Origin of the sequence: Spiroplasma eriocheiris, from assembly GCF_001029265.1 — a bacterium.
Taxonomy (GTDB): Bacteria; Bacillota_I; Bacilli_A; order Mycoplasmatales; family Mycoplasmataceae; genus Spiroplasma; species Spiroplasma eriocheiris.
In genome coordinates, this window is record NZ_CP011856.1 from 487,042 (window position 1) to 512,556 (window position 25,515).

The window sequence follows — 25,515 nt, forward strand, 5'->3', positions numbered from 1 at the left end:
ATTATTTTTTTATTTTCTTCCCACAAAATATCTACTTAAAATATCCTAATTTTCCTTGAAAAAATGAAAATAATTGTGATAATATAAATAAGGTTATGCCCACGTAGCTCAGTAGGATAGAGCATGCGCCTTCTAAGCGTAGGGTCGTGAGTTCGAATCTCTCCGTGGGTGCCATTTAAATTTAATTGAAAAAGCACAAATTAAATCCTATCCGCATTAGTCAAAAATTAATGTAAATAGGGTTTTTAATTTATTTTTTTAATTATATAATTTTAGTAGAAGTCCTAGGAGTTTAAGAAGATGGAAAAATCAAATAATTATTATGATGAAATTTTAACTGAAATTGCTAATCTCTTAAAAGAAGGCAATTATGAAGCGGCTTATTGAAAAGCCCGCAATGAATTAGAAATGCCCTATATTCCCCAACAGGTAGAAACAAAATTAGTTGAATTTTTTAAACAAGCAAATGCTGTTATGAATGAACAAACTAATCGGAAATTACCAGCAAATTTATCTTTAGCGGAGATTGAAAATATTTTATTAAATTCGTTGGATGAAGAAATTCATTTAGTTGCTTTTCATTATTTAAAAAACTATAATGTCCGCCAAATTCTCCCGACAATCAGGAAATATTTAATGAATAATCTCTATCACAATGCGTCAAAAATTCATTTATTATATGTTTTAAAAGAACAAAACATTGATGAAGATTTTCAAGTAACTAAAACAAATGGCACCTTCACGTTAAATCCCACAAAAATTCAAGATTTTTATACGCACCACCAGGTTAAAAAAATTCAAAAATTATTAGACCAGCATGTTTATAATGATAATCCTAGTTTATTCAATGTTTGTTTATATATTTTACAAAATTATTATTATGCCCTATATCCATCTTTTATCGATAATAATGAAGTTGCTGATTTAACCTGTGCAATTATTTATAAAGGTCATTTGCTTCAATTTGATAATGTCCAAATTGAAACAATTGCTGAACAATTAAATTGCTCAGTGGCAATTGCTAATAAATATTTAGAATTATTTGAAATTGAACAAGTTCTGTAAAAAATAATAAATTTAGCGGATATAAATTATAGTTTTTGTTATAATGATAAATGTGTTAAAAAGGTAGGTATTAAAGATGAAATTTAAAGCAGAAAAAAATTTAGATAAAGGAATTGGAAAATGAATTGTAACTGTTGATGGTAACGAATGAGCAGAAGTGGTTAAAAAAGCTGAGCAAAAAGCAACTAATGAGATCGAAGTCCCTGGTTTTCGTAAGGGAAAAGTTCCCGCTGACTTGGTGAAAAAGCATTTAACCGAAACAAATATTTTAAATGCAGCCCACCGCTTAGTTATTAATAAAGCTTATCAATTCGCCTTTGCGCAAAAGTCAGATGTGGAACCATTTAATTCGCCAACTCCTGCGGTTAAAAAATTAAGTAAAACAGAATATGTTTTAGAATTAGAATTTGATTTAAAACCAGAAATTAAAATTAATAAATATACTGGGTTTAATGATCTAAAAAAAGAAAAAGTAGTTGTTAAAAAAGAAGATGTTGATCGTAGCATTGACCAGTTACGTGACAAGTTTGCAATTTTTAAAGCCAAAACAACTCCAATTGCCAAGGGCGATACAGTTATCTTTGACTTTGAAGGAATTATGGATGGTAAACCTTTTAAAGGGGGAAAAGCTAGTGATTTTACATTAGAAATTGGTAGTGGTCAATTTATTCCTGGTTTTGAAGATGCTATGATTGGGTTAAAAACTGGTGATCACCATGATATAAATGTTACTTTCCCAGATGACTATCAAGTGGAAGAATTAAAAGGAAAACCAGCAGTTTTTAAACTAAATATTAAAGAAGTTAAGGAAAAAGAACTACCCGAATTAAATGATGAACTAGCAAAGGATGTTAATTTAAAAGGAATTGATACTTTAGCGAAGTTAAAAGAACATGTGGAAAATAATCTAAAAGAACAACTAATGAAACAAGAACAAGACCGTTTTATTGGGCTATTATTTAGAGAAATTGCGAAAGATTCAGCTTTATCAATCCCTGAATCAATTATTCGTAAGGAAGCTAACCAGTTAAAACATGAATTTGAACAAAAATTACAAGCTCAACAAATGGACATTAAAACTTACAAAAAAAGAACAGGGTTAACAGAAGAAGACATCAATAATGAATTATTCAAGGATGCAAAAAACCGTTTAGAAAATGGTGTTATTGTTGATGCTGTTAAAGCAGAACAAAAATTTGATGTTAGTGCCGATGACATTGATAAAGAATATGATAAATTAGGAAAACAATTTGGCATTGATGGGAAAACTTTAAAAGAGGCTAAATTAGTAACCGAAGACCAAATTAAAGACCAAGTAATTCATGATAAGGTTTTTGAATACTTATATAATAATAATGGTCAATAAGAGAAAACTTTTAAAATTTTAGCACTTAGGTATTGCAAGTGCTAATTTTTTTGTTATAATCTTTTTATAGTGGAAATGTATCTTAACTATTGACTTTTATTTTATGATAGTTAACATATATACAAGTAAAAAACATTTATAGGAGGTGTTTAAAAATGGCAGAACCAATTAACCAATCAACAGAAACAACCCAATTAAAGAATGTTCCTGTGTTAGTTACTAGAGGTAGTTATATTTTTCCAGGTTTTGAACAAGTTTTAGAAGTGGGGAGAGATAAGTCAATTTTAGCGGTTAACACAGCGAATAAGGAATTCGATAACCATATTGTGTTAGTTAGTCAAAAAAAACCACTAGAAGATGACCCAAAATTATCAGGGATTTACCGGATTGGAGTCTTAGCAGAGTTAAAAATTCGGAAAGTGTGAGAAGATGGTAGTTTAACAGTTAACTTTAAAGCCGTTGATCGTGTTAAATTGTTAGATTTACGCGAAGGCGAATATTATACAGCTGATATTGATATTTTAAAATCAGTAATTAAATCAGAAGATAAAATTGTTGAAAAAATTACAAGCAATATTAAACAATTAATGGAGTTGCAAGATATTTTACCTGAAGATTTATTAGAACAAATCGGTGATTCAGTTGATGGCAATGAAGTTGTTGATACCATTGCCCAATTCTTACCATTTATTCCAGTTGCTAAAAAACAAGATATTTTAGAAGAATTAGATGTTGAAAAAAGATTACAAATTATCTTTGACCATTTAGTTAATAAACAACAAGTTAGCGATATTGATAACAAAATTAGTAAAAAAATTAAAGAACGTGTTGATGAACAACAACGTGAATACTATTTACGTGAAAAATTAAAAGCAATTAAAGACGAATTAGGTGAATTCGATGATGCGGCAGACGAAATGAAAGTCTACAAAGAACGACTAGAAAAAGAACCGTTCCCAAAAAACATCAAAGAACGCATTGAACAAGAAATTGCTCGTTATGAATCATTGCCACAAGCTTCAAGTGAATCAAATATTATCCGCACTTACATTGACTGAATGATGCAAATTCCATGGTGAGAACGTACCGAAGAAAAAAATGACCTAAAATATGCTAAAGAAATGCTGGATAAATATCACTTTGGATTAGATAAAGTTAAAGAACGGATTATTGAATATTTAGCTGTTAAAACAATGACTAACTCTCTAAAAGGTCAAATTATTTGTTTAGTTGGCCCTCCTGGTGTTGGAAAAACTAGTTTAGCGAAATCAATTGCGGAAGCAACCGGACGGAACTTTGTCAAAGTGGCCCTAGGTGGAGTTAAAGATGAATCAGAAATTAGAGGTCACCGGAAAACATATATTGGGGCAATGCCTGGACGAATTATTCAATCAATGAAACGGGCAAAAACAATTAACCCCTTATTCTTATTAGATGAAATTGACAAAATGTCTTCAGACTACCGTGGTGATCCCGCTAGTGCAATGCTAGAGGTTCTTGACCCCGAACAAAATGCAACTTTCTCAGACCATTATATTGAAGAAAACTATGATCTAGGAAATGTAATGTTTATTGCAACGGCCAACTATTATGATAATATTCCCGAAGCATTAATTGACCGGATGGAGATTATTCAATTATCTTCATACACGGAATTAGAAAAATTCCATATTGCCAAAGATTATTTAGTACCAAAAGTATTAACTAATAATGGTTTAGCTGATGTGCAGTTAATTTTCGCAGATGATGCCATTAATGAAATTATTAAGCATTATACTAGAGAAGCGGGAGTTAGACAGTTAGAACGTGATTTAAACGCGGTTGCTCGTAAGTTTATTGTCAAATTCTTAAATAAAGAAATGACGAATTTAACAGTAACTCCGCAGGTGGTTAATGAATTATTAGGAAAACGTCGTTTTGAACATACAGAAGCAGAAAAAGAATCACAAATTGGAGTCGTAACTGGTTTAGCTTATACCCAATTTGGTGGGGACATCTTACCAATTGAAGTTAATACCTTTCCAGGAAAAGGAAACTTTGTGCTAACCGGAAAACTAGGAGATGTGATGAAAGAATCAGCTTCGATTGCCTTAGACTATGTTAAAGCAAATGCCGAAAAATATAGTATTGATCCAAAATTCTTTGAAACTCATGATGTCCACATCCATGTGCCTGAAGGAGCAGTTCCCAAAGATGGTCCTTCCGCGGGAATTACTTTAACAACTGCAATTATTAGTGCCTTAAGTAACCGCCCAGTTTCAAAAGACATTGGAATGACTGGAGAAATTACCTTACGTGGTCAAGTGTTACCAATTGGGGGATTACGCGAAAAATCAATTTCGGCCAAACGAAGTGGTTTAAAAACAATCTTAATTCCAAATAAAAACTTAAAAGACTTAGATGATATTCCAAAAGAAGTACAGGATACTTTAAAAATTATTCCGGTTGCGACTTATGATGAAGTCTTTAAAAATGTCTTTGGAAAATTAGACTAAGTTCATAAAAGAACAAGAAATTGTTCTTTTTTACTTTATCAATAAAAATGAAAAATTTTGGTAAACATCTTGATTTTTAGCGGAAAAGGACTAGAATATAAGTATAAGAGAAGGGAGATGAAGACGATGGCAGCATCAGATTCACAAATCACAAATTTAGTTAATATGTTAGACGGATACATGGGAAAAGGAGGGCACCACTTAAACGTTAATGTTTTAGACCGTGCGGTTTTAAGAGATGCCCAAGCACATCCTGAATTATATCCACAGTTAACAATTCGTGTTTCAGGATACGCAGTTAACTTTGTAAAATTAACTAAAGAACAACAAGAAGATGTTATTTCAAGAACTTTCCACGAAGGAATGTAATAAAAATTAAGCTATTAATTAAATAAAACAATCAACGTGAGGAGTTGATTGTTTTATTTTGAAAGATTTAATCCTATTTTATTTTTTAATAAAAGGGATATAATGAAATTATGGAAAAGAGGGAGAGTATGTCAAAGGTGACTGGTTATTATAGTAGTTTTGAATCTTTTGGCGCGGTTGATGGACCAGGGTTGCGACTAGTTTATTTCTTACAAGGATGTCCGTTAAGATGTAAATATTGTCATAATCCAGAAACACAAGAGGTAAATAAGGAGAAACCAATTTCGGTTGAAGAAATTCTTGATCATTATGAACGGACAAAAGAATTTTATGTCCATGGTGGTTTAACAATGTCGGGGGGAGAACCCTTGATGCAGTTAGACTTTATTATTGAATTATTTACCGCCGCCAAAGCACGTGGGATTCATACGGCCGTTGATACTTCAGTATGTACTTTTAGTACTAATGAAGTAATTTTAAATAAGTGAAAAGAGCTGGTTAAAGTGTGTGACCTATTTATTTGTGATATTAAAGAAATTGATAGTGTTCGGCACAAAGCATTAACCAGATTAGGAAACGAAAATATTTTGCAAGGAATTAAGTGGTTAGATGACAATGGAGCAACGACTTGAATTCGCCATGTCTTAGTACCAGGTTATACTGATACAAGAGAAAATTTATTAGGGATTGGTAATTTTATTAAGGATTTAAAACATATGGAAAAATTTGAAATCCTCCCATATCATAATATGATGATTCCCAAATATAATAATTTAAATCGTAAGTTTGAGTTACCAGAAGTTGTCCCGCCCACTCGTGAGTATTGTCGTGAGTGTCTAAAGATTGTCCAAGAAGGAATGCATCGTAAATAAAAAAATAGGTATTTTTATTTTAAAATGGTAATTATTTCCATTTAAAATTGTCAAAATTTACCAAAAAACTATATCAATGTTATAAATATTGTAGTATAACTATATTGATGGAGATATTTTTACAAATTAGGAGGAAAACCAAAAGATGGAAAACAAAAAAATTGAAGCATTAATTACGAAAGTTAGTGCTGCCCAAAAACAATTTGCAACTTATAATCAAGAGCAAGTTGATAAAATTTTTCATGCTGCCGCAATTGCTGCTAATAAAGCTCGGATCGAATTAGCAATTGATGCTGTTAATGAAACAAACATGGGTATTGTTGAAGACAAAATTATTAAAAACCATTATGCTGCTGAATATATTCATAATAAATACCGTGATATGAAAACAGTTGGCGTATACGAAGAAAATTTAGGGCTAGGATACCAACTAGTATATGAACCAGTAGGAGTTATTGCGGCTGTTATTCCAACCACAAATCCAACTGCCACTGCAATTTTTAAAACATTAATTGCGTTAAAAACAAGAAACGGGATTATTATTTCTCCGCACCCAGGAGCAAAAAACTGTACCATTAAAGCTGCGAAAGTTGTCTTAGATGCGGCTGTTGCCGCTGGGGCACCCAAAGATATTATTGCATGGGTTGAAGATGCTCAAATTCAAGATACAACTGACTTAATGGGAGCGGCTGATTTAATCTTAGCAACTGGGGGGCCAGGAATGGTTAAATCAGCTTATTCTTCAGGAAAACCAGCCTTAGGAGTCGGTGCTGGTAACTGTCCGGCAATTATTACTGAATTAGCTGATTTAGATGTCGCAACTTCTTCAATTATGCAATCAAATACTTTTGATAACGGGGTTATTTGTGCGACTGAAAACTCAGTAATTGTGTTAGAAAAAGTGTATGACAAAGTTGTGAAGTTATTTGAGCAAAAAAATGGTTATGTAATGACAAAAAAAGAAGACTTGGATAAAGTTCGGAAAGCAATGTTTAAAGAAGGAAAATATGGAATTTTAAACCCTGCTTTAGTAGGGCAAACTCCTCAAACAATTGCGAAAATTACTGGGGTAACAATCCCAACCAATACAAGATTAATTTTATGTCCTGCCGAAAAATCAAGTCATGATGAACCATTAGCCCATGAAAAATTATCAACATATGTTGGTTTATATAAAGCAAAAGATTTTAACCATGCGTTAGCAATCGCCAAAGATTTATTAACAATGGGACCAGGGCATACTGCTAGTTTATGAACTGACGAAATTAAAGGTAAAGCTGAAATTAACTTATGACGTGATTCTTTAAACGATGGAAGAATGGTTGTTAATATGCCATCGTCATTAGGAGCAGTTGGAGATATGTACAACTTCCAATTAGCGCCCTCATTTACCTTAGGATGTGGAAGCTGAGGGGGAAACTCGACTTCAGTTAACATTGGTCCGCAACATTTATTAAATACTAAAACTGTCGCAGTAAGGAGAGAAAATATGCAATGAATGAGATTACCAGAACGCATTTATCATAAATTTGGTTGTTTACCATTTGCGTTACAAGATCTAAAAGAATGAAATTGTAAAAAAGCCTTTATTGTAACTGACCCAGTGATTAACGAATTATACGGTCAAAAAGTTACATCAGTGCTAGAACAATTAGGAATTAAATATGATGTGTTTGCCGATGTCGAACCAAACCCAACTTTTGCCACAACTGAACGTGGAGTTAAATCAATGAAAAACTCTCGTCCCGATGTTGTAATTGCGATCGGAGGGGGAAGTGCGATGGACGCAGCCAAAATGATTTGGTTGTTAGAACAACATCCCGATGCTAAATTTGCGGACTTAGCAATGACCTTTAATGATATTCGCAAAAGAGTTGTTAAGTTCCCAACAATGACAAACGGGGTTAAATTAGTATGTATTCCAACAACTTCGGGAACAGGTTCGGAAGTAACACCATTCTCAGTTATTACCGATGATAAAACACATATTAAATATCCGTTAGCGGATTATGCGTTAACTCCGCACATGGCAATTGTTGATCCTGAGTTAACATTAACCGTTCCGAAAGGGGGAACTAATGCTCCGGCGTTAGATGCGATGACCCACTTGTTTGAAGCTTATGTTTCAGCTTTAGCAACGGATTATACTGATCCTTACTGTTTGCAAGGAATTAAAACAATTTTTACTTATTTACCAGATGCTTACCATAACGGAAGTAGTGCGGTCAAAGCCCGTAGTAAAATGGCTGATGCTGCAACTCAAGCTGGAATGGCCTTTGCCAATGCGTTCTTAGGATTAGTCCACTCAATGAGTCATAAAATTGGAGGAGAATTTGAAGTTATCCACGGGGCGGCAAACTCAATTTTATTACCATATGTAATTCGTTATAACGCAGCAACTTTATTAGAAGGAGGAAAACAAACTTACTTCTCACAATATACTGTTGCGAATTCGCTAGAACGTTATGCCGAAATTGCTCGTTACTGTGGGGTTAAAGGAAGTAGTGATTCTGAATTAGTTGATAACTTAATTAGCAATGTTCAAAAATTATCAAAAGATGTTGAATTAGCTAGTTCATTTAAAGAATATTTTGAAAGATACCAATTAAATGTTAGTGAAAAAGACTTTTTAGCAGCCTTAGACAAAATGTCACAAGATGCTTTTGATGACCAATGTACGCCAGCTAACCCGCGAATTCCATTATTAACTGATATTAAACAAATCTACTTAGATGCCTACCATGGTAATCCTGTCCCATCATTAAAAAAATAGGAGTTTTTAAAAAAGTCAAAACAAATTTTGACTTTTTTAATTTTGTTATTTATTTTCTTAGTATCTTGTATTTTAAACCAAAACGAGTTAAGATAGTTAAGATAACAAAGAAAATGAGATATTACCCAGGAGAGAGATTATGAAAAAGTTATTAGCCTTTTTTAGTGCCGTTATTTTGAGCAGTACCTCTGCTAGTTTGCTTAGTGGCTGTCACAATTTTCACGCCGATAACACCATTAAGATTGATAATATTAATTGCCACCTCCCCCAAGTTGAAGTTGCAATTGATCAAAATGCCAATCCTGCGATTACTAACTATGCAATGGGGACGGATGAAAATGATCATGTTGTGCCCTTAAAAAATATTGTTTATTTAACAACCCAGGGGAAAGTTACTATTTATCGCCAAGAAATTAATGTTGTGAACCGCTGGTTAGCAGACCAGTTAAATTTATTAAATAATTTTAAAAATGAGTTAGTTATTCGTAACCAGGTTTTTTATTCATTTGTCCCCAATTTTTTACCAACAACCCAATTATCATTTCCTGCTAATTTAGCAAAGGTTAACAGCAATTTAATGCATTACCGGGGATATTACACAGATGTTGTTTTCTTTAATATTAAGTTTTTACAAGTGGAAGGATTATTACAACCTTCGCAACCAAGTGATGTGGTATTAAAATATCAAATTCAAAAAGTTAAAATTACAAATTTAAAATATGGTAATCTTAAAATTCCTTCCTGGTCAGTAATTACTGGTGAAGTTAAAACAAAATCATTAACAATTAAAGTTTCATGGTTAGCAACTTAGTTTTTAAAATTCTAAAATTTTGCCTGAAGATTTAATAATAATTATATTTTTTCCTAATTTTTATCTTGTTTAATATAAGAATTAGAATATAATTATACTTAAGGAGGATTTTTATATGGCATTGATTAACAATAAGAAACCGACTTTTGTATCAATTGATTTAGGAACAGCATTTACACTTGTTTACATTTCAGGAAGTGGAATTGTTTATAATGAACCCTCAATTGTTGCTTACAAAATTAAAGAAAATCGAATTATTGCTGTTGGAGCCGAAGCATATAAAATGATCGGAAAAGGTAACAAATCAATTCGCATTGTCCGTCCAATGGTTGACGGAGTTATCACAGATATTAGAGCAACTGAAGCCCAATTAAAATATATTTTTAACCGTTTACATGTCTCAAAACAATTAAAAGGATCAGTAATGTTACTAGCTTGTCCTAGTGTAATTACAGAATTAGAAAAAAATGCCTTGAAAAAAATTGCTACTAACTTAGGAGCTGACCGTGTCTTTGTTGAAGAAGAAGTTAAAATGGCAGCCTTAGGTGGGGGAGTTGATATCTATAAACCTAATGGAAACTTAGTTGTTGATATGGGTGGTGGAACAACTGATGTTGCGGTGTTATCATCCGGAGATATTGTGCTATCAAAATCAGTTAAAGTTGCTGGTAACTACTTAAATGATGAAATTTTAAAATATGTTCGTAGTCAATATGGATTAGAAATTGGAATTAAGACAGCCGAAATGATTAAAATTGAAATTGGTAGTTTAGCAAAATATCCTGATGAACGAAAAATGAAAGTATATGGTCGTGATGTTGTTTCTGGTTTACCACGAGAAATTGAACTAGTTCCCGAAGAAATTCGTGAAGTTCTAAAAGTTCCAATTTCCCGTATTATTGATTTAACAGTTCAAGTTTTAGAAGAAACACCACCAGAATTAGCGGGAGATATTTTTCAAAATGGGATCACCATTTGTGGTGGGGGTGGTTTAATTAAAGGAATTGCCACTTACTTTGAAGATACTTTACAACTACCAGCTAAAATTGGTGAACAACCATTATTGGCAGTTATTAATGGGACAAAAAAATTTGAATCTGATATTTATGATATTATGCGTCAAGAACATATCAAAAACAAAGAATTAGATTATTAAAAAATAATAATTTAAAAACTATGTTGTTTAATAAAAAAATGAATTCTAAAAGAGAATTCATTTTTTATATAGCGATTATCTAGAAGAATCTTTCTTTGGTGATCAAATCTTTCAAAAACTGTTAGCACTGTTTGTAGTGGTACTATTTGAATTTAAGGATGAAAGGGATCCACTTAAATTTTTATTTAGTTGACTAACAAATAGCATATATTTTTTAATATCATTTGATATTTGCTTTACTTTTAATGATAATTTATTTTCAATTTGTGATGAGGAACTAAGGCCATTTAGCATATTTTCAGGTAACATCTTAGCAATTTCTTTTATAAGTTGATATTTGTCTTCCGCTATTAAATTACTAATAATTTCTTGTGGATCATCAAAACTTTGATATTTATTAAATAAGGGTGTAGAATTAAGTTTCGAATTTATATCTGTATTATTTTGAATAATTACTGGTTTATTCTTATCATTCTCTCAATCTTTAGTACTTTTTTTCCCCACTTGATCAAGAACATTTGAATAAGGTTCACATGCTTTTATTATTGTTAATAGTGCATATTTAATAATTTTATTTGCAGTTTCATCATCATTAATTTTATTATGAAGATCTACATTTTTAGTTAAAATAATTAGTTGTACCCAGGTTTTAAAATCATTTATTTTTTTATTTTTAAATTCTTTTTTGTAGCTGACATATGGTTCATGAAACTCAGTTTTTGTTTTCCATTGCTGCTTAATCTTTCAGGTTTCTAATTTTTTCAAATAATTTTCAATAAAATCATCTTTGATGTCAGAACTTACAACATTAGTTGTCAAGTTGCCTATTTCTTGTTCTAATTTTGCTATCTTTTGTATTAAATTTTCTTTTTCTTTGTCTATGTTTTTATTTTCTTCTATTTTCTTGCTTATAGAATTTCAAACAGATTGGAATACTATTACTTGATTATGGTTTAATGTTTCATTTCCGCTTAAATTAAGAATCGTCTTAAATAAACTATCTTTATCGAAAGAAAAGGTTTCTAACTTAGCAATAAAGTTCTTCATTACTTCAAAATCTTTCAGTTTTGTTTCTAGTTCTTTATCTAGTGTTTCTTGGTGAATTTTTTGTTGTTTTTCTAGTTCTGTTTCTAGTTCTTTTAGTTTATCAGTTCCAATTTCAATTTCTTTTTTGTACTTTTCTATGACTATTCCAAACTCTTTGTTTAATAATATATTTAGCTTGTTATTATTTTCATTTAATTTTGTTATTGAACCAAAAATTTGCTGAGCATTTTTTTCACAAAAAAGTTGGACTAATGAATTAATGTCAGAAAATAGGGATGTTTCTCTTTTCAAAGGTATTTGGTCATCATCAAGTTTTTTTAATTTTAAGTTATTGGAAATTAATTCATCAATTAAAATCTGGATTGTATCTAACAAATTAGATGCTATATATTTTTGATCATTAGAATTTAATGATTCTAGATTAAAGGCCTCCAAATGCATATCAATTTTATTTCAATCAATAAGAAGGTTATGATAGGGGAGAGTATCAATATTTTCAAAATCAATTGTTTTTCCCAAATGATTTAAGATGGCATTATTAAAATCATTTATTTCTAAATTTAACTTGTCGTGGTTTTCGATCACTGCATGTATTATTTCACAAAAAATAGCTTTAATGTCTCTTAAAATGCTTATTATGTATTGGTCAAAACTATATTGATCATCATTTTTAATTTCAGTTTTATTTTTTGAAATTATTTCATCAATTTTTTCTTTTTCATTAATAATTTTTTGTTGAATGAACCTTATTTTCTTAATCATTTCATGACCTTTATTTTTAAAGATTGATTCTTGATATTTTTCGTTTTGTGCGTCAAAAATTTCAGATTTTATTTGATGCAAAATTTCATAAGGGATCATAAATCAATTAGAAAAATTATCTTTTTTAAATGTTTCATCAGGATTATTAGTATCATAAAGTTCAGCAAAATATCTAAAATAACTTAATGAATTAATTTTATTAGTGCATTCATAGTATTTTTGAATGATGTCATAAGTTGGTAATTTGTGTTCAAGGCTAGTAGATGACATTTCAAAAGTTGTTGATTCATTATGTTTAGTAATTCTATCTAAATTTTTAATAATTAAATTTTCAAGGTCTGCTGCAAGGGCTTTGTTGTTTGTTAATCCAACTGTCTGCAAAAAATCTATTTCAAATTGTGACATCTCAGTTTTAATTTCTTGAAGAATTTTTTCAGCAAAATCATCATTGGTAAATTTAAGCAAGTATATTTTAGGACCAAAATAATTAAATAATCTCATAAATTCATGATTGTACTTTGATTTTAATAAATAATGATATCGGTATCATTCATTTTTTGAATCATCATTATTTTCTAATGTACTAGCCTTAGATACTAAAAAATCTTCATAAAGAGCATCTGTCGTCGCGATATATTCTTCATTATTTTTAAACATATTTTGCAAAAATTGTTCTAAATCAGGATAATCTTTTAATAAAGTTCTTTGTTCCGCTTCAAGATTTTCAATTAATGTTGTATAAAACGCAGGTTTTTTTAAATTACTTAATTGGAAGGTTAATAATTCATCTTCTTTTTCTTTAAAAGATATATTATTTTTATCAAGCGATTTTTTCTCAATAAAATTATCAATTAAAGCATAACCAGTTTGATACCAATGATGAAAGCTTAATTGATTAACATTTAAAATATCAAATTCTTTAAAAAAGTTTTGAGGTAGACTTCGTTCTTTATAAAATGCAAAACGATATTGACTTTGTTTTTGCGAACTATATTTCTTTTTCATTGAATTTATGTTATCTTCAGGAAAATTTTGCTGCTCTAAAAATCCCACAAATTTATTGTCAAATTGGTTGAGTTCATGTATTCATTCTGGTGGGTTGGTTTGGTCATAAATTGGAATAATTTGGTTAGTATGGTCTTCAATAGATTGAGTAGTTATCGCTAGTTTTGCAATAATATTTTTACATTTTTTTTGATCATTAGGAACTATCAGATGAATAAGATTTGTATAATTTTTATTACATAGTGTTATTGATTCTAATAACTTGTCTTCATTTTTTTGTAATATTTCAAACTGAGTCTTAATAGCGAATCAATCAATATTATCGGTTTCACCCATTTTTATTTTTATTAAAAGATTTTGTAAGATAAAGATCTGTGTTTTTTGATAATTGCTAATAAATTCTTTTAAATTATCTCAATAACTAGTTTCCAGATGATTAATTAGTTTTTCTATCATTAAATCTTTGTCAGGGGTTTTAAGGAGCTGTTGCCAGATATTGTTAATAGTAGCTAAACTAAAGTTTTCAAAATATTCCAAGTCTACATTTAACGCGGGAATGAATGTTATATAATTAGTTATTAATTCATATTGTTCAGTTATTGATGTTTTATTTTCTAAGATTTGCGTCATTTCTGTTATTTTTTTTGCTAATTCATCTTTTTCTGGGATCAATAAATAATCATAGACTTCGGTAATATGATGTTCTTGAATTAGTGCTAGATCATCAAGATATTGCAAATATCTAACTGATTCAAAAATTTCCTGGTCACTATTTTTAATAAATTCTTCAATTTCAGCAATTTTCTCATTTAGATTTTCATTTTCTATACTAAGATTAGCGATAGTATTTAATTCATCATTTATCATATTGTTCATTTGCTGATAGTTTTCTAATGAATAATTTTTATTTTTAGCCACACAAGCTTCTAAACAACTAAGTAAGTTAGTAAGGATTTTTTGGCGGATATTAACTGGTCAAAATTTTAAACTTTCAAGTTCAAAAACCATTGTTTCATCAAAATGATTATTTTCTTCAGCTTCATCATCTACGAATTTATATAAGTTTTTGGGAATTGCATCATAATAGTTTTCTTTTAAAAAAATGTTAAAGTTTCCCACTGCAGATATTATGAATTCTGCATCTAAAATATTTTCCCTTAATTTATTTAATTCATTTAGATCAAAATATTCTGTTGGCTCGATTCGATTGATGTGTTCTTTTCCAACCATAAATTCAGCAATGCCAAAACGTAGATTTTTTGATCAAGTCGTTAAAATTTCTATTACTTTTGTCAAAATTATAAGAATATTAGTTAATAAATTAACAATTTTTGAGTTTTTCTTTTTTTTCATTTCTAACTCTAATTTAGTTAGTTTTTTTTGGTAAGATTTAAGATTTGCTAGAGTTTTGTTTAATTCTTCTGTTGTGATTTGATAGTTTTTATCTTGTAAAAAGTTCTTTATTTTTACAATATCGTTCATTAGGTCTTCATTTTTTAATAATTCATCACTATATTTTACTGTTTCATTGTAAAAGTCATCATAAGCAAAGATAAAATTTTCATCGTCAATAATTTCCGGATGTTCTTGATAAATTATTAAGTCTTTTGCAAAATTCTCAATTTTTTTTTTTTTTTTGTTTTACTGTATTATTATTTGTTTCCATGTTAAAGTTTCCTAATTGTCTTTCTATTTTTTCTAAATAAATAAAAAAACCGTAAAAATATTGTTTACTTTTACGGCCTTTGTGTGCTCTAATATGTTTTCATTTGTTTATAAATGTGAATAATTTATTTATTCGCTACAAGTATATCAAATAATTAAAATAGTAATAAAAAATAAGAGTAATTATATTTAAACAAGTTTGATGTTTGAAGTTAATTAATATTTAATGTGGTAAAAAAGGCTAATTTTATCGGGTTTTTTAAAATACTTGACATTTTTTACTTGCTTTTTCAATTATTTTTAATTATACTAATTCTTATATAAAGGAATTATTTAATAAATTTAAATAAATGATATGCCAATAAATTAGATATCTAGATTTACTTTAAATTATAATTCATTTTGAGTTTAAAGTAATTTTAGTAATATACTTTTATTTAAATTAAGAGGACTACAATGCCTTTATCAAGTTTATTATTTAATATCTTTTGAAAAAGAAAGGAGTATTTTAAAAAAATAAAAAACTCTGCGAAAACTGAAAATAGGATAGTTAGTGGGGAAAAAAGAAGTTTAGTTTGCAAGAGTTGGTATGATTAGGTTTTAACTATACTTGTGGAATTGCTTTTACTTCAGTTTATGCAACGCTAATGATATCATCGGAAAAACATGATGGGTTATTTTTAGGAATGCACATGATTTGAATCTTTTTAATTGAAGGATTGGTGGCGGGAACTTGTGCGTGAGCTTTTAATAAATTATCGCGGGTACACCCAGCAGGCAATGGGGCCGCTTATATTTATGTGCGTAGTAATTTTGGTAAATTTTGAGGTTGATTTATTTCTTTTTTACAATATACCACTTTACCAATTATTGTTACTTCACAAATTGTCTCAATGATTAGATTAAACTTTGTGGGATCAGGAACCTTTTTAGATACCAAAGATAGTTTAGGAAATTGAGCTAATTTAACATGAGATGCTGTTGGGGTCTTTGTCTATATGTTAGTCTCATGTACTTTATTTTTAGGAATGAAAATGTTAAAACGCTATTTAAATGCTTCAAGTTATATTAAATGAGGTTCAACTGCGTTATTATTTATTGCATTAATTGCGATGTTTGCCTTAAATGGCACTCCAGCATGAGATTTAAACGCTAGTAGTAAGTATACCCAATTAAATCCGAGCAATTTTTCTACTGCTTTTACCTCGTGTTTCTTTTTCTTCCTTGGTTTTGAAACATATGCGACAATTGGAAAAAACGTTAAAAATCCCGAACGAAATATTGGACGTAGTATTATTTGAACGATGCTATTATCAACTATCTTTTATGTGGTGGTAACTATTCTAATGTTAGGAGCAATTGGCGGGGAATTTAGTAATAATCCTAATTTACAAGTCTTTCGGCTATTAGGGGATCATGCGGGAAGTTGGTTATATTATATTGGTGTTATTATTATGTTAATTTGTACTGTATCATTAAAAGCGAATGCGGCAATGCAAAATGCCTTATATTCAGGGTCAATTTTGGAACCGTTTGCGGTAGAGGGAATTTTCCCAGCCAAATATCAAGAATTAACAAAAGATAACATTCCGTTTCGTGCATCATTTTTAAACTTAGTAATTACCTTAATTTTTGCCATTATTTGACTATTTATCCCCGATATTATTCAAGGGGCGACTGGTGGAGACTCGGTGTTCTCCTATGCCGCAATTGTCGGAGAAGCCTCATTAATTATGATTATTATTTATGTTTTTGTAATTGCCACGGCTTTAAAATTAGGATTTACTAAAAAATGAAAGTGACAATTTGGGAAATGATCGCTTGAATGTTAGTGTTTGTTTTCTTAATTTGACAATTTATTCAGTTTTTTATTGATTTAGGAAAATCATATGATAGTGCCATTGCTCAGTTAGGGACCAAGGATTCAGCAGCGGGAGTAGCTGCCCTGGTTTCAAATACCATTGAAGTTGCTTACATTCTAGCGATGATTCTCTTTGCAATTATTTGATATTTTGTTTATTATATTCCTAAATACAAAGCAAGATTGCAAAAAGATCCAACTATTCAACAAACTTTAGATGCGCAATTTGTAGTGGTTGATGATTGACACTATGTAATGAAAGAAATTCAAGATGAATTAGATAACTATTTAGTTCGGAACAAGGCAATTCATCATAACCAAGATAATGAAAATCTTCAGGATGCGCTTCATATTCGTGAAGAAGCCCTTACCTTAGAAGGAGATTTACGAGAAGAATAATTACTAACTTAGGGAGATGATAGATTTATTATCTCGCTCTTTTTTTACTAATTATTAAATAGAAAGGATTTAAAAATGGAAAAAAAAGGATTTTGGACAAAAATGAAATTCTGGTTCAAAACATCAAAACCGGAAAAAAGTAAAATTAGTTTAGCGGAATTAGTTTGAATTGGGTTTAACTATACTTGTGGAATTGCGTTTCCAATGTCATTTATTTCAATATATTACTGGCAAACTGGGGGGTTAGGCCTACATATTTTATGAATTATTTTATTAGGAGCCTTAATGGCATGGGGGAGCGCCTGGGCTTTTGCCAAATGTAGTAAGGTTTACCACGATACTAATGGTGGGGCTTATGTTTATGTCCGTGGAGTCTTTGGTCGTTTTTGTGGTTGGTTAATTGGTTTTATCCAATATATTACCTTACCTTCGACAATTATTGTCACTATTATTTCAATGTTTCGGACTAATTTAGACCAACTACCAATTTTTGCGTGAGCTCCGAAACGATGAGAAAATCTAATTATTGATAGTATTGGAATCTTAATTTATGCTTTAGTTGCTAGTTGTATGTACTTTGGAATGAAAGGGTTTCGTTGATTTGTTAATTTATCGGGAATTATTAAATGGGGTTCAACTATTTTCTTAATTATTTGTGCCATTATTTTAATGGCTCAAAATGGTCATGTTGCTTTTAGCGAGGCCGCCCGGGGAACAAAAAACTTATCCTTTACGGTTGACAAGTTTAATAATGCTTTTAGTAGTTTCTTTTATTTCTTTGTTGGCTTTGAAACATTTATTGTGGTTGCCAAAAATGTTAAAAATCCCCAACGAAATTTTGGGCGCGGAATTTTAATTATTTTAGCGATTGCAACAATTTTTTACTTAGTAGTTACCGTCTTTATTATTGGAGCCATTACGGAAGGTGGTATTAACCATAATGGGTGAAGTTCAGGAACAAGTAATTATAATCCTAATAACGTTGTTGCTGGGGTTGCCGGAACCACCGGAATGGTAATTTTGGTCATTTGTACTTTATCATTAAAACTAAACGGCGCAATGCAAAATTCCTTATATTCGGGAGGAATGATTGAACCATTAGCAAAAGAAGGATATATTAGTGAAAAATTAGCTGTCTTAGATAAAGAAAATATTGCAATGCGAGCAAGTACTGTTAACTTAATTATTACAATTATTGCTTGTATTATTATGCTAGTAATCCCTGATGCAATCGGTTCGGGCTTTGATTTTGGAACCGTCTTAGGATTCTCAACAAATATTACGATTGTTATTTATATTTTTGTGTTAGCAGCATGTTGTGTGATGGGCTTTCGTCGTCAATTAAAAATTAAAGTTTGAGAATGAATTTTATTTAGTATTACGTTTATTTTTTTAACAATCCAATTTATTATTTTTAATTATCAAATGATTACCACAATGATTAATGAAACCGGCGCAACTTTAGCCGCCACTTTAATTGAATTTTTAATGTTTTGATTCTTTGTTGCGGTAGCCGTGGGGTGGTATTTTATTTATTATTTGCCAAAACTACGTGATCGGTTAAAAAATAACCCTGCTTTGCAAGTTCAATTAGATGCTGAATTTTTACCAATGACAGAACAAGAAGCCGCGCAGCATTTACTAAATGAAAGTGCCGCGGAATTAGAACGGATTGCAATTATTGAAGAAGAAACCAAAAGTGTTACAACTTAAATTATAAAATTTACCAGGTTTTAAAGTTAGAATCTTGGTAAATTTTATTTACTATTCATTTTGTTAAGATATAATATTAGTAAGAAAAAGGTTAGTATTATCTAGCGGTTAGATTCATCATAGAACTAAAACTTATGGGAGGTTTATTTTAAATGTCAAATTTATTTGGAAATTCAATGACAATGAATATTATTTTAGTTGTGATTGTAGTAGCAGTTATTATTTTTGCGGTAGTTTCGTCGGTAATGGGAAAGAAAGCCCAAAAATTAGAGCGGGAAAAACGGAAAAAACAAGTTAAAGATAAAATTAAACAATATATTAAAGAAACTGATAATCGTAAAAATTTACGCTTAGAATATGAAAAAGTTATTCCCCGCAAAGGGAAAGAATATAAATACCGTGATATTTTTGATGTAATTGTTGATATTTACGAGGCAAAAACAAATAATTTTTTAGAACAAAAAGCGTTTGAAATTGAAGGAATTTCAAAAAAAATTAGTAAAAAACAATATGAAACAACGTGAACTGTTAACCAAGAAATTGATTTAGAAGAAGCTAAACGCCGCATTAATATTATTGAAAAGAAAGTTAAGTTAACAAAAGAAGAAAAAAAAGCCCAAAAAGAACAAACCAAAAAAGAAATTGAACAACAACGTCAAGAAATGTTAAAAAAACGGGAAGAAGAACGCAATTTACGAAAAGCTGGTAAAAAAACAGCGGGTAGTGATTACCCCGAAGATAAACCAAAACCAAAAGTTGAAAAATTTGTGCCCCGCAAATAAAAGTAAATTCAAGTTTGAATTTATTTTTTTGTTTTATTAGTATAATTAATTTAGTTGGAGGTTAATAAAAATGGATGCCAAACTTACTTTAAAAAAAGAAGATTACAAACGTTTTAAAAAATGTTTTAAATTATCCTGAGCATTAGCTAACCGGGCAAACTTAAAACAAGTTCAAACATGGGTTAGTGAACAACAACTGTCGGTTTTTTTTGATTTAAAAGATAATATTCATGGGGCAAAAATTGATGAAGATAATTTTTTAAATGATGAAAATGAAGATGAAGAGAATAATAATATTAATATTTTGAATGAAAACCTCTATGATTTAATGCTAGAAACATCATGACCAGCCGGAGAAGGCGAAGATGATTTTGACACTCAAAAACTAATCAATTATTATGATGATTTAAATCAGTTAATTGATCCCGAAGAGATTATTGAATTTTATCCGGGGGAAACCATTGCAGATGGAAATGAAGTGGGCGCCCGGGCGCGGGAATATTTTACTCGTGATTATAAATGTTTTAATCTTGACCATTATAGTAAAAAAAATGCTTTTGCGAAAACCCAGGAGGTTTTACAAGACCAATCTTACCAAGTATATTTTGAGCCTTCTTTTGAATATAATAATTGTATTACCAAATGTGATATTTTAAAGCGTTTAGATGATGGTAGCTTTCATTTAATTGAAGTAAAAGCTTCTACCGGCAAAAAATATGATAAAAACTATGGTGAGTATGTTGAAAAAGATCTCAAGATTGATCATGCCTATGATATTGCCTACCAATATTATGTTTTAACAGGTTGTGGTCTACGAATTAGTAAAATTTCAGTAATGTTATTAGATCCGTCATATTATCGTCATGGTGATATTGATTATGACCGCCTTTTTATGTTGCAAGATCATTTTAAACAACCATCAAAACGAATGGCGGGAGTATCATTAATGACATTTGCCCAGCAGTTAACAACTGGCGAGATTACTGACCCGCAGTTAAAAAATGAGCGTGCAATTGAACTTGATTTAGTAGCAATTAAACTAGGATATCAAAAGTCATTAACGGAAATTTATGATTTATTTATGAGTGCTAGTTGCTGAAACCAAAAACCAGATGATCATTTCCGTTACTATGGTTATTGCCAACATGCAAGTGCCTTACTCCCCGAACATAATAGTGTGTTTGAACTTTACCGCGGGATGGGTAAGAAAACCTTATTATTATATGAAGAAAATATTATAATGTTAAAAGATATCCATTTACCATTCAATTTTAAACGTTCCGCTATCTTAAAAAAACCTTTACAATTTAATGAACCTCAAATACGCCAAATTAAAGTACTTCAGGATTTAGAACCTATTATTAATCCCCACCGGGTAGATGAATTACTACAGATTTTTCGTCAATATCAATATCCCATTTATATGTATGATTTTGAAACAATGAAAGCAGCCGTCCCACGGTTTGATTATTCATATTCTTATCAACAAATCCCTTTTCAATATTCAGTTCATGTTTTAACAGATGATAATTTTGATTATCAAGATGAAAATACAATGGATCATTATGCTTATTTAGCTGATGGCCTTGAAGACCCACGCTTAACATTAGCGACCCAATTAATTGCTGATTTAACTAAGAATGGGATGGGAGTTTATGTGGCCTATTACAAAAGTTTTGAATGTAAAGTTCTTTTTGAACTAGGAGATTATTTGAACTGAAAAATTTCTACTACAGATGACATAGCACTTAAACAACAATACCAATATCTCCAAACTAAATTATTAGAAATTAGAGCGAAAACAATTGATTTAATGGATTTTTTTAAAGACTTTATGATTTATAAACCAGAATTTTATGGTTCCAAATCAATTAAAAAAACCCAACCGGCTTTTGACCCCCAGTTTACTTACCAGGAGTTAAAAATTCGAAAAGGAGATATGGCCAGTGAAACCTTCCGTCGGCGTGTTGAAAATAATATCACCTTACCAATTTGGCTAAAATATTTTCGTTCTGCAATGCTGAAATATTGTAACCGTGATACGTTAGCAATGGTGGTAATTTTCCAACATATTAAGCAATTATTACATTTGCACCATTATTTATAGAAAAGGAATGATTAAAATGAAAAAATATCGGGTAATTTTTATGGGAACCCCCATGTTTGCTACAAGTGTTTTAAAAACGTTGTTAGAAATGAAAAACCAGTTTGAGATTGTTGGGGTAGTATGCCAACCCGACCGGAAAACTGGCCGTAAACAAGAAGTTCAGTTTTCACCTGTGAAGCAATTAGCGCTCGCTAAGAACTTACTAGTTTTTCAACCAGAAAAATTAATTGATGCCTATGAAGAGTTAGCCCAGTTGCAACCAGATTTAATTTTAACTTGTGCGTATGGTCAATTTATTCCGAGCAAAATTTTAGCATTGCCAACTATTAATTGTTTAAATGTCCATGCATCATTATTACCAAAATTACGGGGCGGGGCGCCGATTCATAAAGCAATTATTTATGGGGAGCATGAGACGGGGATTAGCTTAATGCAAATGGTTAAAAAGATGGATGCTGGGGATGTTTATTACCAAAACAAACTAACAATTAGTTTAACTGAGACGGCAAGTTCTCTGCATGATAAATTAATGTTGTTAGCAATTGATATTATTAAACATCATTTAATTCCAACTTTAGAAAATAAATACCACCCAGTACCCCAGGATGAAACAAAGGTTACTTTTGCATATAATATCACCCGCGAAGAAGAGCGAATTAATTGGAATCAAATTAAAGAAAATATTTATAACCAGATTCGGGGGCTATATGCGTGGCCAATTGCCTATACTACTATCAATGATAAAATTTATAAAATTCATGAAGCAAAAATTAGTTTAGACCATTTAAGTACTAGTGATCAGCAATTAGCAAACGGGACAATTGTCGCTTTAACTAAAGAAGGGATTAAAATCAAAGTAATTAATGGTTATCTTATCCTCCTAAAAATTCAACGCGAAGGAAAAAAACCAGTTGAAACTAGTGTTTTTTATAATAATCCTTCCCCTGAAATTGCTATTCATCAACAATTTGTTTAAAAGGAAAAAGAACTTTATGTACCGTTTAAAATCAATTCGTTATTTAACAACCCTTGCGTTAGTTACTGCGATCTTAATTATTATTGCCTTTATTAGTCAGTTTATTAAAATTGCGAATGGGAAAAGTATTTTACAATTATCAGATGGGTTATTTTTAGGATTAACAATATTTATTCGCGGACCATTAATGTTAATTGCGGGAATTCTTTATGCCGGAATAATTGATTTAATAACAGGGGGATTAGTTTTCATTCCGGTTTCAATTATTATTCGAATCTTAATGTTTGTTCTTACTTACTTTTTATATCGTATTATTACAAGGTATGTTGCAAACTTGTTAAGTAGTTTAATGTTATTATGATATGTTTTATATGCTTATTTATTATTTGGCCCATCCGCAGCTATTATTGAGTTAATTAATGATGCCATCCAAATTGGCATTTGTTATATTTTTTCTATTATCATTTCTGTAACATTAGAACGGATTAATATTAAAAGTAATTATCGAATATGGAATGATCAACAATTTGATATTTATAAAAAAATGGATAATTAAATTATCCATTTTTTATGTTAATTAAATTATCTTGTTATCTATGAATTGAGTCGTCACTCACTGGTGGAGGGGTCGATGGAGCAAGTACTAGTTGTTCGTTAAGTTGATTATCCATTTGGGCTTTAATATCTTCTGTTTTTTTTGCATTTTCAATTTTTCTTTGGATTAATTTTTGTTGCTTTTCCGTTAGTTCTTCTGCATTAATTGTATGAGTTTCTTTGATCTTATTATTAGCTTCAATTTGATCATAAACTCATTTGACCGGATCACCAGACATTTTTTTTAATTCTCCAATTGTAATGGCTGCAACTTCTCGTCCCTCAACTTTTATTACAATTTCATCATTTTCATTACTATTTGCTAAAATATTATAAATTTTTTTGTGAAATTTTTGATAGCATCCCTTAATTTTATTTTGCTCATCTTTTTCGTATTTATTTAAATCATTATGGAATTTTCATAATGCTAAAAAAGCAACATTACTAACTTTTATTTCTTCATTATTTCCCGTAATTTTATTTTTTATTCTAGTTCATAAACTTTTATTATTGCCCGGTTCATTTTCAAAATCTTTGTCATCTGAATCTTCAACAAACCCTTCATCAGAGCTTTCTTTAAATTCTTGTGATGGTTGTCTTTCTTCTTCCAAAGCTGGTGAAGAATTGTTGTTACCTAACAATTGTTTATTTTCGGTTAAATCTTCTTCAAATCCTTCATCAGTATCTGAAGATAAAATTTCTTCTCGCATAAGGAACACCTCCAATTAAAGAAAAATACCATAAAAAATAAACTTTTTTATGGTATTTTAAATACTCTCTTTGTAATTTTCTTCCTACATTAATTAATTGTAAGATACTTAAATTATAGCAATTTCATAAAAAAATGCTTAAAACAATCTTCATAAATTTCAAACAAATAAAATGTTAAAAATGAATAATTTCTATCATAATTTATTATTTTTGGTTTTTTTTGGTTAATTTTGGTTAAATTAGGATATAATAAAACTAGGTGATAAAGAATGATAAAGGATATTAGATGGCATAAAATTTTAGAATTATTAAAAGAGGACCATATCATTTTAGTTAATGATATTATTGAAAAACTAAATCTTTCACCAACTACTGTTCGGCGCGACTTAACAGAAATGGAACAACAAGGATTAATTAAAAGAACTCATGGGGGAGTTAAACTAAAGGAAAGCAAAGAATATGGCTTTGAAGAACAAATTAATCAAAAGATTCAGCATAATGCGAAAGAAAAATATTTAATTGCTGATAAAGCTGTTAAATTAATTAAAGATAAAATGTCAATTTACTTAGATGCTGGTTCTTCAACGTTAGCTTTGATTAAATTAATTGATCCAACCCAAAAAATTATCATTATTACTAATTCAATTTTACATGCGGAATTATTAGCTATCGCTGGTTTTCATGATGTTTATTTATTGGGGGTAAGTATAAGCTATCAACTGGTGCTTTAATCGGTTGAGAAGCAATTAGCACTTTGCAAAAATATAATATTGATTTAGGTTTTTTAGGAGTAAATGGAATTGATAACAATGAGTTATATACAACTGATCCTGAAGAAGCAATGATTAAAGCTGAAGTTATTAAAAGAGCAAAGCAAGTTTATGTTTTAGCCGACCAAACTAAATTTAATCATAAATCATTAGTAAAATTTGCGACAACCAATGAGGTTGAAATTATTTCCGCAAATTGAAAGAAAAGTAATTAAA

17 protein-coding genes, 1 tRNA gene and 1 pseudogene are annotated in these 25,515 nt (G+C 30.1%); 17 read left to right on the forward strand and 2 right to left on the reverse strand.

Translation table 4 applies throughout. The annotated features are described in order from the left end of the window. The first annotated feature begins 97 nt into the window (after positions 1-97). The 9 genes from SERIO_RS02305 (at position 98) to SERIO_RS02345 (ending at position 10,907) form a co-directional block, all read left to right on the forward strand. Positions 98-174, forward strand: a tRNA-Arg gene (locus tag SERIO_RS02305). A 126-nt stretch (positions 175-300) separates the two neighbouring features. Continuing rightward, the gene (locus tag SERIO_RS02310) at positions 301-1,065 is read left to right on the forward strand and encodes a DUF3196 family protein (protein ID WP_047791294.1); all 765 of its coding nucleotides are present in this window, start codon (positions 301-303) and stop codon (positions 1,063-1,065) included. 76 nt (positions 1,066-1,141) lie between these two features. Continuing rightward, positions 1,142-2,431 (forward strand): trigger factor, encoded by a 1,290-nt coding sequence (gene tig, locus SERIO_RS02315; RefSeq protein ID WP_047791295.1) that lies wholly within the window; start codon positions 1,142-1,144, stop codon positions 2,429-2,431. Between the two features lie 155 nt (positions 2,432-2,586). Further along, entirely contained in the window at positions 2,587-4,926 is a 2,340-nt protein-coding gene (lon, locus tag SERIO_RS02320; protein WP_047791296.1) for an endopeptidase La, read from the forward strand. A 126-nt stretch (positions 4,927-5,052) separates the two neighbouring features. After that, the gene (locus SERIO_RS02325) at positions 5,053-5,295 is read left to right on the forward strand and encodes a glycine radical domain-containing protein (protein ID WP_047791297.1); all 243 of its coding nucleotides are present in this window, start codon (positions 5,053-5,055) and stop codon (positions 5,293-5,295) included. Between the two features lie 128 nt (positions 5,296-5,423). Continuing rightward, on the forward strand, positions 5,424-6,167 hold the full coding sequence (pflA, locus tag SERIO_RS02330; RefSeq protein WP_073797396.1) for a pyruvate formate-lyase-activating protein: 744 nt from the start codon (positions 5,424-5,426) through the stop codon (positions 6,165-6,167). Positions 6,168-6,312: 145 nt separating this feature from the next. After that, positions 6,313-8,940, forward strand: coding sequence for a bifunctional acetaldehyde-CoA/alcohol dehydrogenase (gene adhE / locus SERIO_RS02335; RefSeq protein WP_047791299.1), 2,628 nt, complete (start codon positions 6,313-6,315; stop codon positions 8,938-8,940). Positions 8,941-9,079: 139 nt separating this feature from the next. After that, on the forward strand, positions 9,080-9,751 hold the full coding sequence (locus tag SERIO_RS02340) for a hypothetical protein (RefSeq protein WP_047791300.1): 672 nt from the start codon (positions 9,080-9,082) through the stop codon (positions 9,749-9,751). Positions 9,752-9,866: 115 nt separating this feature from the next. Next, entirely contained in the window at positions 9,867-10,907 is a 1,041-nt protein-coding gene (locus SERIO_RS02345; RefSeq protein WP_047791301.1) for a rod shape-determining protein, read from the forward strand. Between the two features lie 75 nt (positions 10,908-10,982). On the opposite strand, the gene SERIO_RS02350 is transcribed toward SERIO_RS02345, so the two are convergent. Beyond that, on the reverse strand, positions 10,983-15,203 hold the full coding sequence (locus tag SERIO_RS02350) for a hypothetical protein (RefSeq protein ID WP_047791302.1): 4,221 nt from the start codon (positions 15,201-15,203) through the stop codon (positions 10,983-10,985). Between the two features lie 758 nt (positions 15,204-15,961). Between SERIO_RS02350 and SERIO_RS02355 the strand changes: the two genes are divergently transcribed. The 7 genes from SERIO_RS02355 (at position 15,962) to SERIO_RS02380 (ending at position 23,780) form a co-directional block, all read left to right on the forward strand. Next, entirely contained in the window at positions 15,962-17,218 is a 1,257-nt protein-coding gene (locus SERIO_RS02355; RefSeq protein ID WP_053040812.1) for an APC family permease, read from the forward strand. Beyond that, positions 17,179-17,646 carry a hypothetical protein gene (locus SERIO_RS06255; protein ID WP_148553415.1) on the forward strand — a complete coding sequence of 156 codons (468 nt, stop codon included), beginning with the start codon at positions 17,179-17,181 and terminating at the stop codon, positions 17,644-17,646. The genes SERIO_RS02355 and SERIO_RS06255 overlap by 40 nt, the downstream gene beginning before the upstream one ends. 75 nt (positions 17,647-17,721) lie before the next feature. Continuing rightward, positions 17,722-19,359, forward strand: coding sequence for an APC family permease (locus SERIO_RS02360; RefSeq protein ID WP_047791303.1), 1,638 nt, complete (start codon positions 17,722-17,724; stop codon positions 19,357-19,359). Positions 19,360-19,511: 152 nt separating this feature from the next. Next, positions 19,512-20,141, forward strand: a complete 630-nt coding sequence (locus SERIO_RS02365) for a hypothetical protein (RefSeq protein WP_047791304.1) — start codon at positions 19,512-19,514, stop codon at positions 20,139-20,141. 70 nt (positions 20,142-20,211) lie between these two features. Continuing rightward, positions 20,212-22,248, forward strand: coding sequence for a DUF2779 domain-containing protein (locus SERIO_RS02370; RefSeq protein WP_047791305.1), 2,037 nt, complete (start codon positions 20,212-20,214; stop codon positions 22,246-22,248). 16 nt (positions 22,249-22,264) lie between these two features. After that, complete coding sequence (gene fmt / locus SERIO_RS02375) at positions 22,265-23,224, forward strand: methionyl-tRNA formyltransferase (protein ID WP_047791306.1); 960 nt, start codon at positions 22,265-22,267, stop codon at positions 23,222-23,224. Between the two features lie 16 nt (positions 23,225-23,240). Beyond that, positions 23,241-23,780, forward strand: coding sequence for an MSC_0063 family putative ECF transporter S component (locus SERIO_RS02380; protein WP_047791307.1), 540 nt, complete (start codon positions 23,241-23,243; stop codon positions 23,778-23,780). A gap of 34 nt (positions 23,781-23,814) precedes the next feature. Here the strand turns inward: SERIO_RS02380 and SERIO_RS02385 are convergent, their stop codons facing one another. Then, positions 23,815-24,528: a hypothetical protein gene (locus tag SERIO_RS02385; protein WP_047791308.1), complete on the reverse strand. Its 714-nt coding sequence runs from the start codon at positions 24,526-24,528 to the stop codon at positions 23,815-23,817. Between the two features lie 270 nt (positions 24,529-24,798). Here SERIO_RS02385 and SERIO_RS02390 point away from each other — a divergent pair. Next, a pseudogene (locus SERIO_RS02390) lies at positions 24,799-25,514 on the forward strand (DeoR/GlpR family DNA-binding transcription regulator). Position 25,515: the final 1 nt, after the last annotated feature.